Source organism: Hyalangium minutum (assembly GCF_000737315.1).
Classification (GTDB): Bacteria; Myxococcota; Myxococcia; order Myxococcales; family Myxococcaceae; genus Hyalangium; species Hyalangium minutum.
Map to the genome: position 1 here is coordinate 286,547 of NZ_JMCB01000001.1, position 20,476 is coordinate 307,022.

Below are 20,476 nucleotides of genomic sequence, written 5' to 3' on the forward strand. Positions count from 1 at the left end.
TCGCGCTGCACAGCCATGGAAATTGATTGGGCGTGATAGCAATTTGAATTCTTCACTTGTTATAATCCTGATATCACCTCTGACTTCTCATCCTCGGCCATGAAACATCCCTCTCATTATCCGCTCTCGTTCGAGCAGGAACGCATGTGGTTCCTGTCCAAGCTTCACGGTGCCGCTCCGGCCTTCCATGAACGTGCGGGGGCCTGGCTCCAGGGGCCGCTCGACGTATCCTTGTTAAAACAAACAATCGCGGAAATCACGCGGCGGCATGAGATCCTCCGTACAAGCCTTGTCGAGGTGGGTGAGCAGCCCTCACAGCGAATTGCTCTCGAATGCGACATCCCCTGGCGAGAAGAAGACGCAAGGACGGCCAGAGAAGAGGGAGCACAAGGGCTCGAGGAGAAGGCACTGACCCTCGCTCGCGAGGAAGTGTCACGCCCGTTGGATCTGGAGCACGGCCCTCTCTGGCGGGTCTGCCTGGTGCGGCTGAATCACACACGGCACCTGCTCGTGGTGACAATGCATCACCTCATCTCGGATGGAGACTGGACCCTGGGCCTGTTCTTCTCCGAGCTCTTCTCCCTGTACACGGCACGCCGTGAGGGTCAATCAGCGGACGTTCCTGCAATCCATCGGCAATACAGGGATCATGCGCTCTGGCAGCGCGAGCAACTGAGCAAGCAGACAACCGCTCGGCAGCTTGCCTGGTGGCAAGAACAGCTCCAAGGGCTGCCCCCGGCCCTGGACCTGCCGGTGGATCGGCCTCGCCCCTCCATCCAATCCTTTGCAGGAGGAACAGCGGAACGGCTTGTCTCTCCAGAGCTTACACAGGCCGCGCGAGCCCTGGCGGAGAGGGAGGGTGTCACGCTCTTCGCGGTGCTGCTCTCGGGCCTGCAGGCCGTGCTCTACCGCTACACCCACCAGGAGGATGTCCCCGTGGGGACGCCCCTGGCTGGGCGGCACTCTCCAGACGTGAAACATCTCCTGGGCTATTTTGGCAATCCTGTCGTACTGCGTGGGCGGGTAGGAGATGACCCCTCTTTCCGTCAGTTCGTCCTCCGGACTCAGCAAGACTTCACCCAAGCGCAGGCCCATGGAGATCTGTCTTTCAAGGATCTCGTTGAGGCGCTGTCACCCGCGAGAGACCTGAGCCGGCCTCCGCTCTTCCAGGTGCTCTTTGCCCTGAGAGACCCATGGCCCTCCACCCTCACGAGCCCGGCCCTCACCCTCACTCCCGTCGATATCGAGCTGCCATTCGTCGCCTATGAGCTCATGTCGTCCGCCCGAGACCTGGGGACCGGCCTGAGCCTGAAGCTCGAATACAACCGCGAGCTGTTCCTGCCCGAGTCCGCCGCACAGCTCCTGGGGCACTGGGAGGCGTTGCTGCGCGGAGCCCTCGCGGCGCCGGAACAGCGGCTGTCCGAGATCCCGCTGCTGTCCGCCGAGCAAACGCACCAGCTCTTGTATGGGTGGAACCAGACGCAGGCGGATTATCCGAAGGATGTCTCCATCCATGAGGCGTTCCAAGCCCAGGTCCGCTGCACTCCAGAGGCCGTGGCTTTGGTGTTTGGCGACCGAAAGCTCACGTACCGGGAGCTGGACCGACGAGCCCATCGGCTCGCCTGCGCTCTCCGCCAGCGGGGAGTGAAGGCCGAGAACCGGGTGGCCCTCTTCACCCAGCGCTCGCCCGAGACGATCATCGCCATGCTCGCCATTCTGGAGGCAGGGGGGGCCTATGTGCCTCTCGACCCAGAGCTTCCCGCCGAGCGCCTGGCCTGGATGATCGAGGATGCCCAGGCCAAGGTGGTGGTGGCAGTGGGCTCGTCCCCGCTCCCTCTTCCTGTCGAGGGCCTCGAGCTCCTCCGCGTCGACACAGTGGGAGAGCCTCCCGCCGACGAAGAGCTGCCCCCACTGCCGAGCGGGGTCCGTAGCAGCCACCTCGCGTACGTGCTCTACACCTCGGGCTCGACGGGCACTCCGAAAGGTGTCGCCATTACCCACCGCTCCGTCGTCCAGCTTGCCTTCCACGCCGACCTGAGCCCCGACGACCACGTCCTGCAGAGCACGACCTACTCCTTCGACGTGTCTGTGTATGAGATTTGGGGCGCGCTCCTCAATGGCGCCCGCGTCGTCATGGGTGCGAGAGATCTCACCCTGTCTGCCCGGGCACTCCAGGAGGAGCTGCGGCGTCAGGCCATTACCGTGTGCTGCCTGACCCCTGCGGTGTTCAACAACCTGGTCCGGGAGACACCGTCTCTCTTCCGGCCCGTCCGGGCTGTGATCATCGCGGGCGAGGCCCTGGATCCCCACTGGGTCCGAGTGGCGATCGAGGAGGGGCACGCGCAGCTCTTCAACGGGTACGGTCCCACCGAGGCCACGGTCTTCACCCACCTCCACCCCATCACCGAGGTGCCGGAGGGTGCCACCTCCATCCCGATCGGACGGCCCCTGCCGAATGTGCAGGCCTACGTGCTCGATCGGCACCTGCAGCCCGTTCCTCGTGGCGTGCCGGGAGAGCTCTATCTCGGCGGAGAAGGTCTGGCCCGAGGGTACTGGCGTCAGCCTGAGCTCACGGTGGAGCGATTCATCCCCCACCCCTTCTCTCGAGAGCCCGGGGCACGGCTCTACAAGACCGGGGACCTCGTCCGATATCTCCCAGGAGGGCTCCTCGACTTCCTGGGGCGCATCGATCATCAGGTCAAGGTTCGCGGCTTCCGCATCGAGCTGGGAGAGATCGAAGCCGTGCTCGACGATCACCCGGCGGTGAGGCAGGCCGTCGTCGCGGCACGAGTCCTCGGCTCGAATGACAAGCAGCTCGTGGCCTACGTCGTCCCGCAGACGAGCCCGCCCCCCTCCATCACGGAGCTGCGCGAGTATCTGGCGCGGAAGCTGCCGTCCTACATGGTGCCGGCCTTCTTCGTCATGCTGGAGGCCCTGCCTTTGAACCCCAATGGCAAGGTGGACCGCCGGGCCCTGCCCGTCCCCGATGGGACACGCCCCGAGTTGGCGCAGGAGTTCGTCGCCCCTCGCACCGCCACGGAGCAGGCGCTGGCGGCCATCTGGCGGGAGTGCCTCTCCCTGGACCGTGTCGGGCTCGAGGATGACTTCTTCGCGCTGGGAGGACACTCGCTGCGCGCCCTGCAAGTGATGGCGCGCATCCGCCAGCACTTCCAGGTGGAGATTCCCCTCCGCGCCTTCTTCTCCCATCCCACGCTGGCCGGGCTGGCGGGCCTGCTGAGCCAAGCTCGAAGCAAGGAGCAGATCGCTGCATCGATCCCCTCCGCCCCCCGGGGCGCCGTCGTGCCCCTCTCGTTCGCCCAGGAGCGGCTCTGGTTCCTTCACCAGCTTGCCCCGGAGAGCGCCGCATACAACTACCCGGCGTTCTTCCGGGTGCGCGGGCCGCTCGACGCCGCCGTCCTGGAGAAGAGCCTCCAGGCGCTCGTCTCCCGTCACGAGTCCCTGCGAACCCGCTTCTCCGAGGTCGATGGGCAGCCCGTGCAAGTGATTGCGGCGCACCTGCCGCTGCACCTCGAGCGTGTCGACCTGCGGGAGCTGCCGCGCGAAGAGCAGCAGCGGGAAGTTCATCGGCGCGCGGAGGCCAGCGCGAGACAGCCCTTCGATCTCCACCGGGCCCCCCTCCTGCGAGCGAGCCTGCTGACGCTGGGTGATGACGAGCACGTGCTGCTGCTCAACCTCCACCACTCGGTCACGGACGGCTGGTCCATGGACGTGCTCTACAGCGAGCTCGAAGCCCTCTACGGCGCATGGGCCAGGGGTCAGCCTCCCGCCCTGCCGGCTCTCGCGCTGCAGTATGCCGACCATGCAGTCTGGCAAAGGCAGTGGGCCGAGACGCCAGCGATGGAGGAGCAGCTCACGTGGTGGAAGCAGCAGCTCGCAGGGGCCCCTCCGGTTCTGGAGCTGCCTACGGATCGGCCTCGGCCTCCTGTCCAGGACTTCCGCGGCGCGCTCGTGCCCTTCCGGATCGGCAAGGAGACCACCGCGGCGCTGCGGGCCCTGGCAACCCAGGAGCGAGTCACCCCCACGATGGTGTTGCTCGCCGCGTTCCAGGCGCTGCTCCACCGCTACACCGGCCAGGAGGAGTTCCTCGTCGGCATGCCTCACGCCAGCCGGGAGCGGCCGGAGACGGAAGGGGTGGTGGGCTTCTTCGTGAACACCCTGCCCATTCGGGCCGATCTCTCAGGAGCGCCGTCCTTCCGGACACTGCTGGCGCGCGTCCGAGAGACGAGCCTGGGCGCTCTCGAGCACGCGGAGGTCCCCTTCGAGCAGCTGGTGAAGGCGCTGCGGCCCGAGCGAGATCTCAGCACGCTCCCGCTGGTCCAGGTGATGTTCGCGCCTCAGGTCTCTCAGCTGGGGCGGCTGAAGCTGCCCGGGCTGGACATGGAGCCGCTCGCGCTGGATCCCGGCCGCGCTACCTTCGACCTCACCCTGCTGTCCTGGGAGGATCACGACGCGCTGGCGGGCCAGTGGGAGTACTCCACGGCCCTCTTCGACCCGAGCACCCTCGAGCGCATGGCGGGGCACCTGTGCAGGCTCCTGGAGGGAGCTGTCCGGCAGCCGGATGCGCGACTCTCGGGACTGCCGATGCTGGGTGAAGAAGAGCGGCAGCGCCTGCTGGTGCAGTGGAATGACACCGCCGCCGTCTACCCCCGCGACTCCACGATTCCTGAAGCCTTCGCCGAGCAGGTCCTCCGCGCTCCGGAGGCCGTAGCCGTGCAGTTCGGCTCGCGGCAGCTCACCTACCGGCAGCTGGACCTGCGCGCCAACCAGCTCGCGTGGCGGTTGCGCCGCATGGGCGTGGGCCCGGACTCGCGCGTGGCGATCGCCATGGAGCGCTCCCTGGAGCTCGTCGTCGCCCTGGTGGGCATCCTCAAGGCGGGCGGCGCCTATGTCCCTCTCGACACCGACTACCCTCGCGAGCGACTGGCCCTCATGCTCGAGGCCGCTCAGCCCGACGCCCTCGTCACCACCAAGGCCCTGTTGCCGAAGCTCCCCGCGCAGGGGCTGCGTCACCTGCTCCTGGACGAGGCCCGGCTGGAAGAGGAGCCAGCCTCCGCCCCGGACTCGGGAGTGACGGCTCGAAACCTCGCGTACATCGACTTCACCTCCGGCTCCACCGGCCGGCCCAAGGGGGTCTGCATCGAGCACCGCTCGGTGCTGCGGCTGGTCAAGAACATCCGCTACGCCGAGCTGGGACCGGGCGAGACGCTCCTGCTGGCCTCGCCTCTCTCCTTTGACGCCTCCACCTTCGAGCTCTGGGGCAGCCTGCTCACTGGTGCCCGCCTCGCCGTCTTCCCGCCCCACCCGCCCGCGGATCCGCTGGAGCTGACCGAGGTGATCGCTCGCCATGGCGTCACCTGCCTCTGGCTGTCATCCGGCCTCTTCAACCAGGTGGTGGACGTGGCCGCACAGCGGCTGGCGGGCGTGCGCCGCATCCTCGTCGGCGGGGATGTGCTGTCCGCGCCCCACGTTCGCCGCATGGTGGACCTGGGAGTGGCCGTGACGAACGGCTACGGCCCCACGGAGTGCACCACCTTCGCGGTGACCTACTCCATGGAGCCACACTCCCGCGTGGAGGATCCGGTGCCGCTGGGACGGCCCATCTCCAACACCACCGTCTATGTCCTGGATGGGCACCTGCAGCCAGTGCCGATCGGCGTGGCGGGCGAGCTTTACCTCGGCGGGGATGGACTGGCGCGCGGCTACGTGGGCCAGCCCGAGCTCACCGCGGAGCGCTTCGTGCCGGACCCGTTCGGCCTCGAGCCCGAGGGCCGCCTCTACAAGACCGGAGATCGGGTCCGCTGGCGGGGCGATGGCACGCTCGAGTTCCTCGGCCGCCTGGACACCCAGGTGAAGGTGAGAGGCCACCGGATCGAGCTGGCAGAGGTGGAGGCCGCCCTGCTCGCCTTCCCCTCCGTGTCCAAGACGGTGGCGGTGGCACGCGAAGACGCCCCCGGTCAAAAGCGCCTGGTGGGCTACGTCGTCGCCCCGCCGGAGCTGGACATGGCCGCGCTGCGCGCCCACCTCGCGGAGCGCCTGCCCCGGTACATGCAGCCCTCGGCGCTCGTGCGGATCGAGGAGCTCCCCCTCACACTCACCGGAAAGATCGATCGCCGGGCGCTGCCCGCCCCCAGCACGTCCCGGCCCGGAGCCGAGCAGGGCTTCGTGGCGCCGCGCTCGGAGCTCGAGCAGGCGCTGGGCGCCATCTGGCAAGAGGTGTTGGGCCTGGAGCGCGTGGGCGTCGATGATCCGTTCTTCGAGCTCGGCGGCCACTCGCTGCTGCTGGCCCAGGTCCGGGCCCGGATCCGCGAGCGGCTGGAGCGAGACGTCGGGATGGTGACGCTCTTCCAGTACCCCACGATCCGCCAGCTGGCCGCCCACCTGAGTCCCGGCGAGAGCCCGGCGCAGAGGGTCTCGGCCCCTCAGGAGGAAACGAGCTCCGTGCTCGCGCGCCAGGATCACGCCATCGCCATCATCGGCATGGCCGGCCGCTTCCCGGGGGCCCGGAGCCCACGAGAGCTGTGGGAGCTGTTGAGGGAGGGCCGCGAAGGGCTGAGCCGCTTCACCCCAGAGGAGCTCCAGGCCTCTGGTCTGCCGCCAGAGCTGCTGCGCGACCCCTCTTTCGTTCCGGCCCTGGGCATGGTCGAGGAGGCCGCTCACTTCGACGCGGCCTTCTTCGGGTACTCGCCGCAGGAGGCGCAGCTCACCGATCCTCAGCAGCGCCTCTTCCTCGAGTGTGCCTGGGAGGCCCTGGAGGACAGCGGCTACGATCCCCACCGCTACCCGAGCGGCATTGGCGTGTTCGGCGGCGCGGGGGTACCCCGCTACTGGTTGCAGCGGGTGGCCTCACTGGGCTCTCCGCGAGGGAGCTCGGGCGACTATCGGGCGATCGTCGGCAATGGCAACGACTTCCTTGCGACGCGCGTGGCGTACAAGCTGGGCCTGCGAGGCCCCGCGCTGAGCTTGCAGACGGCCTGCTCGACCTCGCTCGTGGCCATCCACCTGGCCTGCCAGAGCCTCCTGTCCGGCCAGTGCGACATGGCCCTCGCCGGGGGCGTGTCCCTGTTCTCCATGGACCCCTCCGGCTATCCCTACGAGGAGGGTGGGATCCTCTCTCCCGATGGCTATTGCCGGCCCTTCGATGCGCAGGCCCGAGGGACCGTTCCCGGCAGCGGAGTGGCCGTGGTGGTGCTCAAGCGGCTGGAGAAGGCACTCGCGGATGGAGACACCGTGCATGCCGTCATCCTCGGCTCGGCCATCAACAACGACGGCGCCCAGAAGATCGGCTACACCGCCCCGAGCGTCGAGGGCCAGATCGAGGCCATCGTCATGGCCCAGACTGCGGCGGGAGTGAGCCCGGAGACCCTGAGCTATGTCGAGGCTCACGGGACGGCCACCCCGCTGGGAGACCCCATCGAGGTCGCGGCCCTCACCCAAGCATTCCGCCGAGCCACGGCTGCGAAGCAGTCCTGCGCCCTCGGCTCGCTCAAGAGCAACCTGGGACACCTGGACGCCGCGGCCGGAGTGACCGGCCTGCTCAAGGTGGCCCTCTCGCTCGAGCATGAGCTCATCCCCGCCACCCTGCACTTCCAACGGCCCAACCCGGAGCTTGCGCTCGAGGACAGCCCCTTCTTCGTGAATGCCGAGCCGCACCCGTGGCCGCGAGGAGAGTGGCCCCGCCGCGCTGCCGTGAGCGCTTTCGGCATCGGTGGAACCAACGCCCACGCCATCCTGGAAGAGGCCCCCCCACGCGCGCCGTCCGGCCCGTCGCGCCCCTGGCAACTGCTGCCCCTGTCCGGCCGCACCGCCACGGCGCTCGAGGCGATCACCGACAGGCTGGGCGAACACCTGCGGCGACAGCCAGAGCTCCCCCTGCCGGATGTGGCGTTCACCCTCCAGCAGGGACGAGGGGCCTTCGAGCACCGCCGAGGGGTGGTCTGCCAGGAGCGTGACGAAGCAGTCTCCGCGCTGGCTTCACGCGAAAACGCGAAGGTCTTCGACGGAGCCGCCCCGTCGCAGGCGTCCGAGGTGATCTTCATGTTCCCGGGCGGGGGCACCCAGCACGTGGGAATGGGGCGGGAGCTCTACCAGGGCGAGCCCGTCTACCGGGAGACGCTCGACCGGTGCGCCGGCCTCTTCGCCCAGGAGCTGGGCCGCGATCTGCGCTCGCTGCTGTTCGCACCGGAGCAGGAGCGCGCCGAGGCCACCTCCCAGCTCCTGCGCCCCTCTCTCAACATGGCCTCCATCTTCTCCACCGAGTATGCGCTGGCGCAGCTCCTGCTCTCGTGGGGACTGCGACCCTCGGCGCTGACCGGACACAGCCTGGGAGAGTACGCAGCCGCCACGCTCGCCGGTGTGCTCTCGCTCGAAGACGCGGTGGCCCTCGTGGCCCTCCGCGGGCGGCTGTGCGACTCGATGCCCGAGTCCGCCATGTTGAGCGTGCCACTGTCAGAGCAGGCGCTCTCCGCCCGATGGGCTCAAGGGGTCTCTGTGGCGGCGATCAATGGGCCCGCGCATTGCGTGGTCGCGGGCCGCAGAGAGGCGATCGAGCAGTTGGAGGCACGGCTGCACGCCGGGGGCATCGAGGCCCAGCGTCTGTGGCTGGCGGGAGCCTCGCACTCGCCGCTGGTGGAGCCCTTCGCGGCCCGGCTGACCGAGCGCGCGGCCTCGATGAAGCTCCAGGCCCCTGTCATCCCCGTCGTCTCCAACCTCACGGGCACCTGGATGACCGACGCGGACGCGCGCGATCCCTCCTACTGGGCCCGCCACCTGCGAGGAACGGTGCGGTTCGCCGACGGGCTCTCTGCCTTGCTGGCGCGGCCCGCTCCCGTGCTCATCGAGGTGGGGCCCGGCAGGGTGCTGGCATCCCTGGCGCGCCTCCATCCGGAAGCAGGAAAGGCCCGCCTGGTGACGAGCACCTTGTCCACCCCCGGCTCCGGCCGCAGCGACTGGGAAGCCCTGTTGGGCGCAGTGGGGAAGTTCTGGTGCGTAGGAGGCGAGCTCGACTGGGCGGCCTTCTCTCGGGACGAGCGGCGGCAGCGCGTGCCCCTGCCCACCTATCCCTTCGAGCGAGCGGAGCACCTCCTCGGGGCCCCCCAGAACGCCCAGCCTGCCTCCGCGCCCATCCTGAAGGCCCCCCCTGTGGGCCGGGATGCGCTCGAGCAGGGGCTGGCGGAGATCTGGAGGGAAGTGCTCGGCGTCCACTCCATCCAACCGGACGATCACTTCTTCGATGCCGGCGGCTCCTCGCTCATTGCCTTGCAGCTTCGCACTCGAGTGAGAGCACAGCTCGGCGTCATGCTGCCCGTCCACGCATTGGTCGAGAACCCCCGGTTCACGCAGCTGCTGGACGCGGTCCGGAGAGCGAGCACGGCCGCCCCCTCGTCTCCCGAGAGGCCAGCCACGCCGCAGGGACAGCTGCGGGTCTGCCTCCAGGAGGGAGCTGCCGGGTCGCCCCCGCTCTACCTGGTCCAGCCTATCGGTGGAACGGTCTACACATATATGGGGCTGGCCCGGCAGCTCGGCCCTCAGCAGCCGGTGTATGCCTTCCGCGCTTCGGGTATCGAGCCTGGGGAGCCCATCCATCCCGACGTGCCCACCATGGCGGCGCACTACATCGCGGAGATGCTGAAGCATCAGCCTCGAGGGCCCTTTCAGTTGGGCGGGCACTCCTCCGGAGGTGCCGTCGCCTACGAGATGGCCCGCCAGCTCGTTCAGAGAGGCCTGGAGGTGTCTCCCGTGCTGCTCGTGGACACCCCACCGCTGCCCCTGAGCCATCTCCAGGTCGGCCAGCCCGAGGATCTGCTGAAGCTGATGGCTCCCTTCCGGGAGCGAGCTCCCGCAGCCTGGGCGGGCATGGCCAAGGCGGTCGCCAAAGACTCGCCCTTCCGGGAGCTGCTCATGGTGCATGCCCACGCCCTGGCCGCCTACACCCCCAGACGCAGCCAGCTCCCCCTCCTCTACATCCGTGCCAAGGAGCGAAATGAGGTGCTGGAGCACCACGCTGAGCAATGGTGGATGGACCACACGGACGGTGCGTTCTCCATGCACACCGTTCCGGGCGATCACTTCACCCTGATGGAGTTCCCCCACATCGAGGCGGTGGCCCGCGTCGTGCGACAGCACCTCATCGGAGGGGGGGAGCGAACGGACCCTCCCAGCGAAGGCGTGCGAGGCCATTAATCTTTCTTGTTAGGAATTGATTGATTCACAAGTCTTTCCTGATCAACTGACCTGTCGCGTGCCAGTCCAAGAGAAGGCGCGCGGGACCTGGCTGTAATAAGGTGCCCGCGCATGACACTTCCGGCAGCCCTCTCGCCCCCCTCTGGCCTGCCTGCTCAAGAGGGAATGGCAATCTTTGACGCCTCCGGCCGGCTCACGGAGTGCAGCGCTGAGTTCGCTCAGTTGCTCGGAGAGAATCCTCAGAAGCTCCTCGGCCGCGCGTATGAGGAGCTCCCTCTCTCCTCGGGCTCCCCCGCCCCGGCGCTGATCCGGCAGGCACGAGAGACGGGGAGAGCCGCCTCCCAGAACCTCGTGGTGCGTGACACCCTCCTGCGCGTCAGCGCCCAGCCGCTCCTGGCTCGGGAGGGCGGCGCGCCCCAGGTGGCCGTGACCCTCCTGGCGCTCGCACAAGAGCAGGCACCGCGGGAGCGCATGCAGCAGCTCGAGACGGATCTCGCCCGGTTCCGCTCGCTGTTCGAGAACCTGCCGCTGATCTTCTGGACCGTCCAGCAGGACGGCACGCCTGACTACATCAACTGGTTCTGGTTCGCGTTCACGGGCCTCTCTCCGGGCCAGGCGGATGGCGAGGCGTGGAAGAAAGTCACCCATCCCGAGGATCTCCCCGAGTTCGTCCGCCGATGGGGTCACAGCCTGGCCACCGGCGAACCCTGCGAGCTGGAGTGCCGCTTCCGCCGTCACGATGGAGCCTGGATCTGGCACCGTGTTCGCGCCTTCCCGCTGCGCGATGCCGAGGGCCGCATCCTCTCGTGGATTGGCTGCAGCACGGACATCCAGGAGAGCCGGAACGCCGTCGAGCGGGCGGAGGAGGAGCGGCGCAAGGCGGAGCAGGTGCGCGCGGCACTCGACACCTTCTTCGATGCCGTCCCAGCGGGCATGGCGCTCTTCGACGAGAACCTGCGCTACACGCGCATCAACCGCCCCCTGGCGGAGATGAACGGCCTGTCCGTCGAGGCCCACATCGGGCACACGCCGCGCGAGCTGTTCCCGAACCTGTCCCCCCACCCGGAGGACCTCTTCCGACAGGTCCTCACCACGGGGGAGACGGTCACCTTCGAGAGCACCGGCAACTCGCAGGCCAGCGGCGAGGAGGGCACCTGGCTGGCGTGCACGGCACCGGTGTGTGCACCCGATGGCCACCGACTGGGCGTGGTCATCGTGATCCTGGATATCTCGCACCGCAAGCGCGCCGAGGCCGAGCGCGATCGGCTCATTGCCGCGCTCGAGCGCAGCAACAAGGAGCTCGATCAGTTCGCCTATGTGGCGAGCCACGATCTCAAGGCCCCTCTGCGGGGCATCACCAACCTGGCGCAATGGATTGGAGATGACCTGAAGGACATCATGCCCGACGAGACACGCGGGCAGATGCGGCTGCTGACGGGGCGGGTCCACCGGATGGAGGCGCTCATCAACGGCATCCTCGACTACAGCCGCGCCGGCCGGGTGCGCGACAAGCCCGAGAGCGTCGACGTGGGCGCGCTGCTGAACGAGACCATCGAGCTGCTCTCGCCAGCGCCTCCCGCCTCCATCCAGGTGGAGACCCGCATGCCCGTGCTGCACTGCGAGCGGGTGCCGTTCCAGCAGATCTTCCTCAACCTCATCAGCAACGCGCTCAAGCACGCCATGCGCCCGGATGCGCTCGTGCGAGTGCGTTGCTCCGAGACGGCCAACGGCTGGGAGTTCGCCGTCGCCGACAACGGACCTGGCATTGCTCCCGAGTACCACGAGCGGATCTGGGGAATCTTCCAGACGCTGCGGGCGAGGGATCAGGTCGAGGGGACAGGCATCGGCCTGTCGGTGGTCAAGAAGATCGTGGAGGCCCGCGGAGGCTCCGTCCGGGTGGAGTCCGCCGAGGGCCAGGGCGCCACCTTCTTCTTCACCTGGCCCACATCCACCCCCAAGAAGTGAACCGGAGTCCCTCTCATGCGAACCCTGAATATTCTGCTCGTTGAAGACGATGAAGTGGACGTGATGAACGTCCAGCGGTCGTTCAAGAAGAACAACATCAGCAACCCCCTCTATGTCGCGGGCAATGGCGTCGAGGCGCTGGAGATGCTGAGGAGCGGCTCGGTGCCCTCTACGAATCGGCTCATCCTGCTGGACATCAACATGCCGAAGATGAACGGCATTGAGTTCCTGCGGGCCTTGCGCGCGGACCCTGCGCTCCGCACGAGCCCGGTGGTGGTGCTCACCACCTCCAACGACGACAAGGACCGGATGGAGAGCTTTCAGCTCAACGTGGCGGGCTACCTGCTCAAACCGGTGACCTTCAACTCGTTCGTGGATCTGATGCTGGCCCTCAACAAGTACTGGATGCTGGTGGAGATGCCCTGAGACAGGGAGCCCGCGGAGGATGCTGCGCGGCACTGGTAGCCCTGCTTGTCAATTCAACAAAGATCTCAATTCTTCACGGCGGAGGCGCTTCGCCCGGTGAGCAGGTGCCTCCCAACCAGTGGCATTTCAACGCGGCGGATCGCGCGTTCGAGCAGAAGGTCGTCGGGTATTGGTTTCCAGTTCGCGCGCTCTGGGGAGCCCACCGCCAACAAGAGCACGGAGTGGCCGGCGCATACGGCGGATCAAGACCAGGCCCAGAAGGACTTCATGAAGGCTCGCCTGGACGTCTTCGCGCTCGTCGGCAACCTCGGCAACATCATCAGCTAGCCATCGGTAAGAGCCAGCCCCCTGGAGATCTTCTCCCTGGGCTGGATCCAGGAAGCAGCGCCCCCGTTCTCGCGGGGGCTGTCCACTGTACGTTACGCTGAGAGCATGCACCTGCGATGGATGACTCTCGGCCTGATCGTGTGGGCCTGGGCCTGGCCCACCTCCTCAGAGGCTTGCAGTTGCGAGACAGGCTCACCGGACCTCCTCACGAACCTTCGAGAGGCACGTGAAGAGGCCTCCACGATCTACTACGGCCGCGTCGTGTCGATCGATGAATCCCTTGTCGCATCAGTCGAGGTGCTCGAGGTCTTCAAGGGGAATCTCGCTGTCGGAACGAAGCTCTCGGTGTCATACGAGCACCCCTGCGCCTACCCCTTCGATTCCGGGGAGACCACGCTGATCTACGCGGACGAAGACCCTTCGCAGGTGTTCTTGTGCACTCGGACCCGGCGTGCATCGAAAGACGATGTCGAACTCGAATGGCTGCGGACAGGGAAACCGCCGGCCGTCCCCGTCGCACTGCAGCGCGAGACGGTGGCCTGCCAATCTTGCAGCCTGGAGACTGTCACCGCGTCCCTTGTGGGACCTCTGTCTGGAGACTCCAGAAACTCGCCTCTACCGAGCCAGCAACCACTCGAGGCCTTCCGCGAGGTCCGCCCTTTCTGGACGGCAAGCCCTTCACGTCTGGATGACAACGGCCGACGGACAGCCGTCGGGCTCTCGTCCGATCTCCGTGCCTTCGAGCTCGTTCAGACGCCGTACCGCACCACGCGAGAAGCATGTCAGCAACGTGTGGTCAGGCGGTGGTGCGAGAAGCTGGAACCCTCCCCTGAGGAGAGCTCCGGCGCTCCAGCACTCCGGTGTCTGAACCCCGGCCCGGAAGAAGAAGTCTGCAACGAGACGCAAAGCCGCGCCGCAAGCTGGGGCTCGCTGGAGAAGATCCGCGCCGCCAAGTGCATGTGGCGCAATCCCGTGAGCCCGTATTGCGAGCTGACGAAGCGTCCTCAGCCTCTTCCAGGGAGTGCTCGAAAATCCCCGCTCCTGCGCTGCAGCCCCGGGTTTGACACGAGGACCTCCTTCTGCAGCGTCCAGGACGCCCCCTGATTGTGCCCTTCTCTCCTCCAATCGTGAGAGGACAGCCGCCATCATGACCGACAGGAAATCCAGCATCTCGGCCAATGCCTGGACCGCCATGGCCGCCACGCCCGGCTCTATCTCTGGCGGGAGCGCCATCGTGGAGCTTCCACCGGTCGCGCCGTAGCGAAGGGGCACTTCTTCGTCAGGAGCGAACTCGGCTCAACGCGGCGGATTGTTCTATATAGAAGCGGCGGGAATGGAACCTGCCGCTTGGAACTTCTGGCGAGAGCGATCCAACCCCCAGACTGGGCATCAGTGGAGTCTCTTCATGAACGTGTGCGGTGAAATCTTGCCGGGACAGGCCATCCTGCAGCACTTTGTCGCGGAGAGTGACCACTTGAACGGCGTGTCCGTGCTGGTGGCCACCTACGGCGACACGAAGAAGACCAGCCACCTCCGGCTGGAGGTGCTCACGGAGGATGGGCACCGACTGCTCGGCAGCAGGACCGTAGGGCTGGAGGGTGTCTACGACAACGCGTTCGTCGAGGTCTTCTTCGACGCGCAGGAGCGATCACGCGGCAACGCGTACGTGCTGCGTGTCACCTCCGAGGATGCCTCCCACGGCAACGCGGCGACGCTCTATCTCATCGACGGCCCCGAGCGCATCCCAGGACACACCCGGTGCCGAGTGGGCGAGGACGAGCTTGGCGCAGAGGGCCTCTTCGCCAAGCTGTCGTACGCGACACCGACCGTCGAGTCGTCCGTCCCCCCGAACCTCGAAATCAGCACGGTGACGCAGTGCAACCTCAACTGCGTGCACTGCATCTCGCGTGAGACCCGCAAGCAGGTCAAGCGGCTGCCGCCCCACATGCGCGCGGAAATCTCCGGCTGGGCGCGCGAGGGGAAGCTCCGGACCACCTACGCTGACTTCAGCGGCGACGTGCTCTGGGCCGACCAGCGCTACGGCGGCGAGCTCGACTTCCTCCTCAGCCTCGACGTGCCGTTCCACCTCGACACCAACGGGGCGCTCCTGACGGCCGAGGTGGCGGACCGGCTGCTGAAGTCCCGCATCACCTCCATCAACGTGTCGCTCGACGCGGCGGAGGACGCGACGTATCGCCGCATCCGCCGGGGCGCCCCCCCGCTCGAGACCGTGCTCGGCAACATGCGCACGCTCGTCGCGCGCCGCGAGCTGCACGGACGCCGCGACGTGGCCCTCTCCACGGGGTTCGTTCTGATGCGCTCCAACATCGAGGAGCTGCCGCGCTTCGTGGAACTCACCCACGGTGCGGGCTTCGATACGGTGAGGGCCATCCATCTCCAGGCCTACACCGAGGACATGGTGCCGGAGAGCCTCTGGTTCCACCAGACGCTCTTCAACACTCAGCGGGAGCTCGCAATCGAGGCCGCGCAGCGTCTCGGCGTGACGCTCTTCATCGACCGTCCGTTCTGCGACCGCGAGCCCCAGGTGGGGACCTCGCTGTGTCGCATGCCGTGGGAGGCGGCGTACTTGCTGGGCAACGGCGACGTGCTGGCCTGCTGCGTGCCCGGGCTCAAGATGGGCAATCTCCACGAGCAGACGATGGAGGAGATATGGAACGGCGAGCGCTACCGCGAGCTGCGCAGGACGGTGAACTCCGACCAGCGCCCGGCAGCGTGCCGGGCATGCCCCTTCCACCGGAAGACCAACAACCCGCTGAGCTACATGCCTTGCCGCTCCGCCGAGGACGCTCCTCCGGCCCCGACACAGTGAGATCGAGCCGGCTCACGGCACCGGGTGGGGCCGCAGCACGGCCCGGGCCGGGGCTCCATCTCCGCCCGCGATGCGCAGCGGGAGGCAGATCAGCTCGTATGTCCCTTCCCTCACCTGCAAGAGGTTGAGCCCCTCGATGACCCAGATACCCGCCTGGAGCAAGGCGAGGTGGGTCTCCTCCGCGTCCTCCCGGAAGCCACCGACGGACAGGTAGTCCACGCCCACCGTCTGCACCCGGCACTCCGCCAGGTAGGCCGCCGCCTCCCGGGAGATGAAGACGAAGTCCTCGATGAAGGCATCCGTCTGCCAGCAGCGCTCCGAGTTGCGTGTGCGAAACAGCACCCGCTCCCCCGGCTGGAGCTTCGCGGGCTCCAGCTCCGCGCGTTTGATGGACACCGGATCCCGGATCTCGATCACCCGCGCGAGCCCCAGGGTGGCCTCGAGTGGCATCTGATCGATGCCCACGCCCCCGCGCTGGAAGTGCGCGGGCGCATCCATGTGCGTCCCGGTATGAACCCCCATCGACATGGACGAGACCGAGGCGACATCCCCGCGCTCCAGATCCATCACCCGCTCGATCTTCACCGGCGGGTTGTCCGGCCAGTGCACCATGCCGGTGCGAAGCGGGACCGACACGTCAATCCAGTCTGTGCTCATGGACGGGGTTGTAGCGGAACTCAGCCGCATCCGCCCGAGACCGACGTCTCAGCCAGCTGTGGCACTGTCGCCGGGTGGGCGTAAGACAGCCCGTAGCCCAGCGGGAACAGCGGCGCGTAGTTGGCGTCGCCCACGTTTACCGGCGTCTGGCAGGCCGCCTTCGGCCATGAAAACGACAGCTTGCCCGTGAAGTCTTTGTGGATGTTGCCGCTCGCATCGCGGAACAGCACGTCGGACACGCCCTTGCCCTCCGTCCCCGGCAGCCAGGCCGCCACGAATGCATCCGAGCGGTTCAGCAGGTTGTTCACGTACAGCGGCCGGCCCGAGAGGAACACCGTGATGACCGGCTTGCCCTTGCCCGTCACCCCCTTGAGCACCGAGAGGTCCTCCGCATAGCGGCTGGAGTGCTCCAGCGTCTGCGTGGGGCCGATGTCGCCATTGCCCTCGGCATAGGGCGTCTCTCCCACCACCGCGATGACCGCGTCGAAGTTGGCGACCTGGACGCCGCGTCCGTTCGAGCTGTACGTCACGTTGGCCGCCCCGGCCGCTTCCCGGATGCCGGCGAGGATCGTGTCGCCATTCGGGAAGTCCGCGTTGCTGTTGCCCGTGCCCTGCCACGTGAGCGTCCAGCCGCCCGTCTGGTTCGGCATGCTGTCGGCGCTCTTGCCCACCACGAGGATCTTCTTGCCCCGCGCCAGCGGCAGCACGTTGCCATTGTTCTTCAGCAGGACCAGGGACTTCTGCACGGCCTCGCGGGCCAGGGGACGCGCCTGCAGCGCCGCCGCGTTCCCCGCATCCAGCCGCTGCGACGGCTTCCGGCCCGAGAACAGCCCGGCCCGCATCTTCACCCGTAGAATGCGCGTCACCGCGTCATCGATGCGCGACAGGGGGATCTGCCCGGACTGCACCTGCGCGAGGGTATTCGTAATGAAGGCCTTCCAGTCGGTCGGCACCATCACCATGTCGATGCCCGCGTTGATCGCCTGAGGGCAGCTCGAGTTGGTACACCCGGGCACCTGGGCGATGCCGTTCCAGTCCGAGACCACGAACCCATCGAAGCCCAGCTTCCCCTTCAGCACCTCGGTCAGCATGTACTGGCTGCCGTGCATCTTCCCAGCGTTGATGCCCTGGCTCGGATTGCTCCAGCTGCTGAAGGAGGCCATGACCGTCTGCGCCCCCGCAGCCAGAGCGCTGTAGTACCCCTGGCCATGGATGTTGATCATGTCCGACAGGGAGCACGTGGTGACGCCCTGATCGTCGCCCTTGTCCGTGCCTCCATCGCCCATGAAGTGCTTGGCCGTCACCAGCAGGTTGGCCTCGCTGGAGAAGGTGCCCTGGAAGCCCGTCACGATCTGCCCGGCGTACTCATTGACGATCGCAGGATCCTCGGAGAAGCCCTCGTAGCTGCGGCCCCAGCGGTCATCCCGTACCACCGCGAGGGTCGGCGCGAAGGCCCAATCGATGCCCGTGGCCCGGACCGCCCGCGCGGTCGCGATGCCGATGCGCCGCACGAGCTCCGCGTCATGGGCCGCGCCCAGACCGATGTTGTGCGGGAACACCGTCGCGCCGTACACGTTGTTGTGGCCGTGCACCGCGTCGGTGCCCCAGATGATCGGGATCTTCACCGCCATGTTCGTGGCCAGCGACGCGTCGTAGAACGCATCCGCTCGCGCCACCCAGTCCGTCACGGCGGCGCGCTTGTTGTTGCCCGGCCACGAGCCACCGCCGTTCAACACCGAGCCGATGAAGTACTGCGTGACTTCGGCCGGGGTGATGCTCTGGATCTCCGCCTGGGTCATCTGCCCGACCTTCTGCGCGAGCGTCATCCCCGCGACGATCTGGGCGATCCGCGACTCCATCACCGGATCCTTCGGGATCGCGCTCGTGATGGAAGGCCAGTCCGTGTACGTGGCCAGGGGCTTGCTCGCGGTGGCCGGCGTAACAGGCGCTGGGCTCGGGGCCACATACGCGTCAGGACCACAGCTCAGGAGCGCTGCCGCCAGGGACATGCCGACGGCCTTCTTCAAAAAAGATGCTGCTCGCGTCCTGCGCATGCCCGCTCTCCTGCTTCCTGAACAACCAGCTGAAGAGCAGATTCCATTCACCGGAAACCAGTCAATCCTGAATAACAAATGAAAACGCCATCACCAGAAAAACAGGACCGACGGGCGACGAACGTCGGGACTTGCGCTGACTGACTGACCGGATTACTATTTTGGTCAATGAGTTCCGACCCACGCACGGCCATCCTCAACGCCGCCGGTGAAGTCTTCGCCCGCTTCGGGTTCAAGAAGGCCTCCATGGAGGACATTGCCCGCCGCGCCGGCGTCGGCAAGGGCAGCATCTACCTCGACTTCGAGAGCAAGGAGGAGCTGTTCGAGGCGGCCGTCCGGCTCGCAACCGGGCAGGGGCTTGCCGAGCTTGAGTCGGCCGTGCGCCGGGCGCCCACCCCTGAAGCCCAGATACGGGCGTATCTCCAGGGCAAGCTGCAGCAGAGTGCGCGCACGGTGGATGGGCAGCGCATTCAACTGGAGACCCTCTTCGAGCTCGGCACGCAGGCCATGCGCTTCCTGCCCGAGCTCCAGGAGAAGGAGGCGGCACTTGTCGCGCGCATCCTCTCCGAGGGCAATGCACAAGGAGCGTTTGCTGTCCCAGACCCCCAGCTGGTGGCCACGGGTCTCGTGGAGACCGTCACGTCGATCACCGTCAAGCTGATGACGCAGGACTCCAAGGTCCCGCTGGGAACCGCGCTGGAGGCCTACTTCGACGTCTTCATCCGAGGCCTCGCGCCTCCCGCTGTCACACCGCCCCCCAAGAGCTGACCCCCTGCACCTCCACGCGAGCAGGCGTGAGGTGTTCGTTTGCCCAGAACTGACCAGAAAAACCAATCCAGTCACCGGGTCTTTATTCCTCCCCAAGGTGCCAGACCCCAGAAGCAGGAGTCCCGCAATGAAGACGTTCGCGAAGTCGGTCGTGGTGGCAGTGGCCATGGTGGCAGCCGGGTGTGGCGGCGGCAGCAAGGCCGCTCCCCCTCCCCCGGCAGCCCAAGTGGTCCAGAAGCCCATGGGCGTGCGGGCTGTCACGCCCGCTCCCCAGCTCGAGTCGAGCGTCCTGCAGGCCACCGGCGGCGTGCGCGCCAAGCAGGAGGCGACGCTGAGCGCCCAGGGGTCGGGCGCCCTTACCCGCATCAGTGTGAAGGTGGGTGAGCGCGTGAAGCGCGGCCAGGTGCTGGCGCAGCTGGACACCTCCAATGCGCGCATCGCCGCGGACCAGGCGCGGGCCGCGAAGGCGGCGGCGGACGCGGCGCGCGACGGCGCGACGGCGGAGGTGGAGCGGGCGCGGGCCCTGGCGGAGGCGGGCAGCCTCGCGCGGGCCTCGCTCGACAAGGCCGAGGTGGGCTACCGCCAGGCGCAGGCTCAGGCGGCCCAGGCAGCCGCCGCCTTCGCCAACACGCAGGAGATCCTGCGTGACGCCACCATCACCGCTCCCTTCGACGGCGTCATCACCAGCCGCAGCCGCAACGAGGGCGACTATGTGTCGCCCGGCACGGCCATCTTCGGCCTCGTCAACACGCAGGACCTCGAGGTGCGCGTCCCGGTACCCGAGGCCTTCGTGGACCGCGTGAAGGTGGGCAGCGTCGTCCAGGGAACGATCAATCCCTCTGGCGCTCCCTTCGAGGCGCGGGTGACGAGCTTGGGGGCCACCATTGATCCGCAGACGCGCACCGTCGAGGTGCTCGCCGACGTGCTGCCGGCCCAGGACACCCGCGGGGTGCAGCTGCGCGCGGGGGCCCTCGTGGAGCTCGACTTCTCGGCTGCGGCGTCCTCCGAGGGCAAGCCGGGCCAGGCGGGGCTCTTCCTGCCCGCGCAGGCCGTCCAGTCCCAGGGCCAGCACGGCTTCGTCTGGGTGGTGCAGGACGGCAAGGCGCAGCGCCGCGACGTCAAGGTGGAGCGCGTACTGCCCGGCTTCGTGCGCGTGGTGCAGGGCCTCAATCCCGAGGAGCGCGTCGTCGCTGACGCGAGCCTGCCGCTCCAGAACGGCACGGCCCTCCAGGTCGTCCAGTAGCTCCGG

Annotated in this window: 8 protein-coding genes; 6 read left to right on the forward strand and 2 right to left on the reverse strand. The window is 67.4% G+C overall.

The window, feature by feature from the left end; translation table 11 throughout:
- Positions 1 to 99: 99 nt before the first annotated feature.
- The 4 genes from DB31_RS01055 to DB31_RS01075 all read left to right on the forward strand — a co-directional run bounded on the left by DB31_RS01055 (position 100) and on the right by DB31_RS01075 (position 15,748).
- Complete coding sequence (locus DB31_RS01055; RefSeq protein ID WP_083967945.1) at positions 100 to 10,200, forward strand: hybrid non-ribosomal peptide synthetase/type I polyketide synthase; 10,101 nt, start codon at positions 100 to 102, stop codon at positions 10,198 to 10,200.
- Positions 10,201 to 10,365: 165 nt separating this feature from the next.
- Complete coding sequence (locus DB31_RS01060) at positions 10,366 to 12,165, forward strand: PAS domain-containing sensor histidine kinase (protein WP_044180790.1); 1,800 nt, start codon at positions 10,366 to 10,368, stop codon at positions 12,163 to 12,165.
- A 15-nt stretch (positions 12,166 to 12,180) separates the two neighbouring features.
- Complete coding sequence (locus DB31_RS01065) at positions 12,181 to 12,591, forward strand: response regulator (RefSeq protein WP_044180792.1); 411 nt, start codon at positions 12,181 to 12,183, stop codon at positions 12,589 to 12,591.
- A gap of 1,732 nt (positions 12,592 to 14,323) precedes the next feature.
- Positions 14,324 to 15,748 carry a radical SAM/SPASM domain-containing protein gene (locus tag DB31_RS01075; protein WP_044180794.1) on the forward strand — a complete coding sequence of 475 codons (1,425 nt, stop codon included), beginning with the start codon at positions 14,324 to 14,326 and terminating at the stop codon, positions 15,746 to 15,748.
- A gap of 12 nt (positions 15,749 to 15,760) precedes the next feature.
- Here the strand turns inward: DB31_RS01075 and DB31_RS01080 are convergent, their stop codons facing one another.
- A complete protein-coding gene (locus tag DB31_RS01080; protein ID WP_240486463.1) occupies positions 15,761 to 16,384 on the reverse strand; it encodes a cyclase family protein in 624 nt (207 codons plus the stop codon).
- A 41-nt stretch (positions 16,385 to 16,425) separates the two neighbouring features.
- The gene (locus DB31_RS01085) at positions 16,426 to 18,459 is read right to left on the reverse strand and encodes a glycoside hydrolase family 3 protein (RefSeq protein ID WP_205628447.1); all 2,034 of its coding nucleotides are present in this window, start codon (positions 18,457 to 18,459) and stop codon (positions 16,426 to 16,428) included.
- A 168-nt stretch (positions 18,460 to 18,627) separates the two neighbouring features.
- Here DB31_RS01085 and DB31_RS01090 point away from each other — a divergent pair, with 168 nt between their 5' ends.
- Both DB31_RS01090 and DB31_RS01095 read left to right on the forward strand, forming a co-directional pair.
- The gene (locus DB31_RS01090) at positions 18,628 to 19,227 is read left to right on the forward strand and encodes a TetR/AcrR family transcriptional regulator (RefSeq protein ID WP_044180798.1); all 600 of its coding nucleotides are present in this window, start codon (positions 18,628 to 18,630) and stop codon (positions 19,225 to 19,227) included.
- 127 nt (positions 19,228 to 19,354) lie between these two features.
- Positions 19,355 to 20,470, forward strand: a complete 1,116-nt coding sequence (locus DB31_RS01095) for an efflux RND transporter periplasmic adaptor subunit (RefSeq protein WP_044180799.1) — start codon at positions 19,355 to 19,357, stop codon at positions 20,468 to 20,470.
- Positions 20,471 to 20,476: the final 6 nt, after the last annotated feature.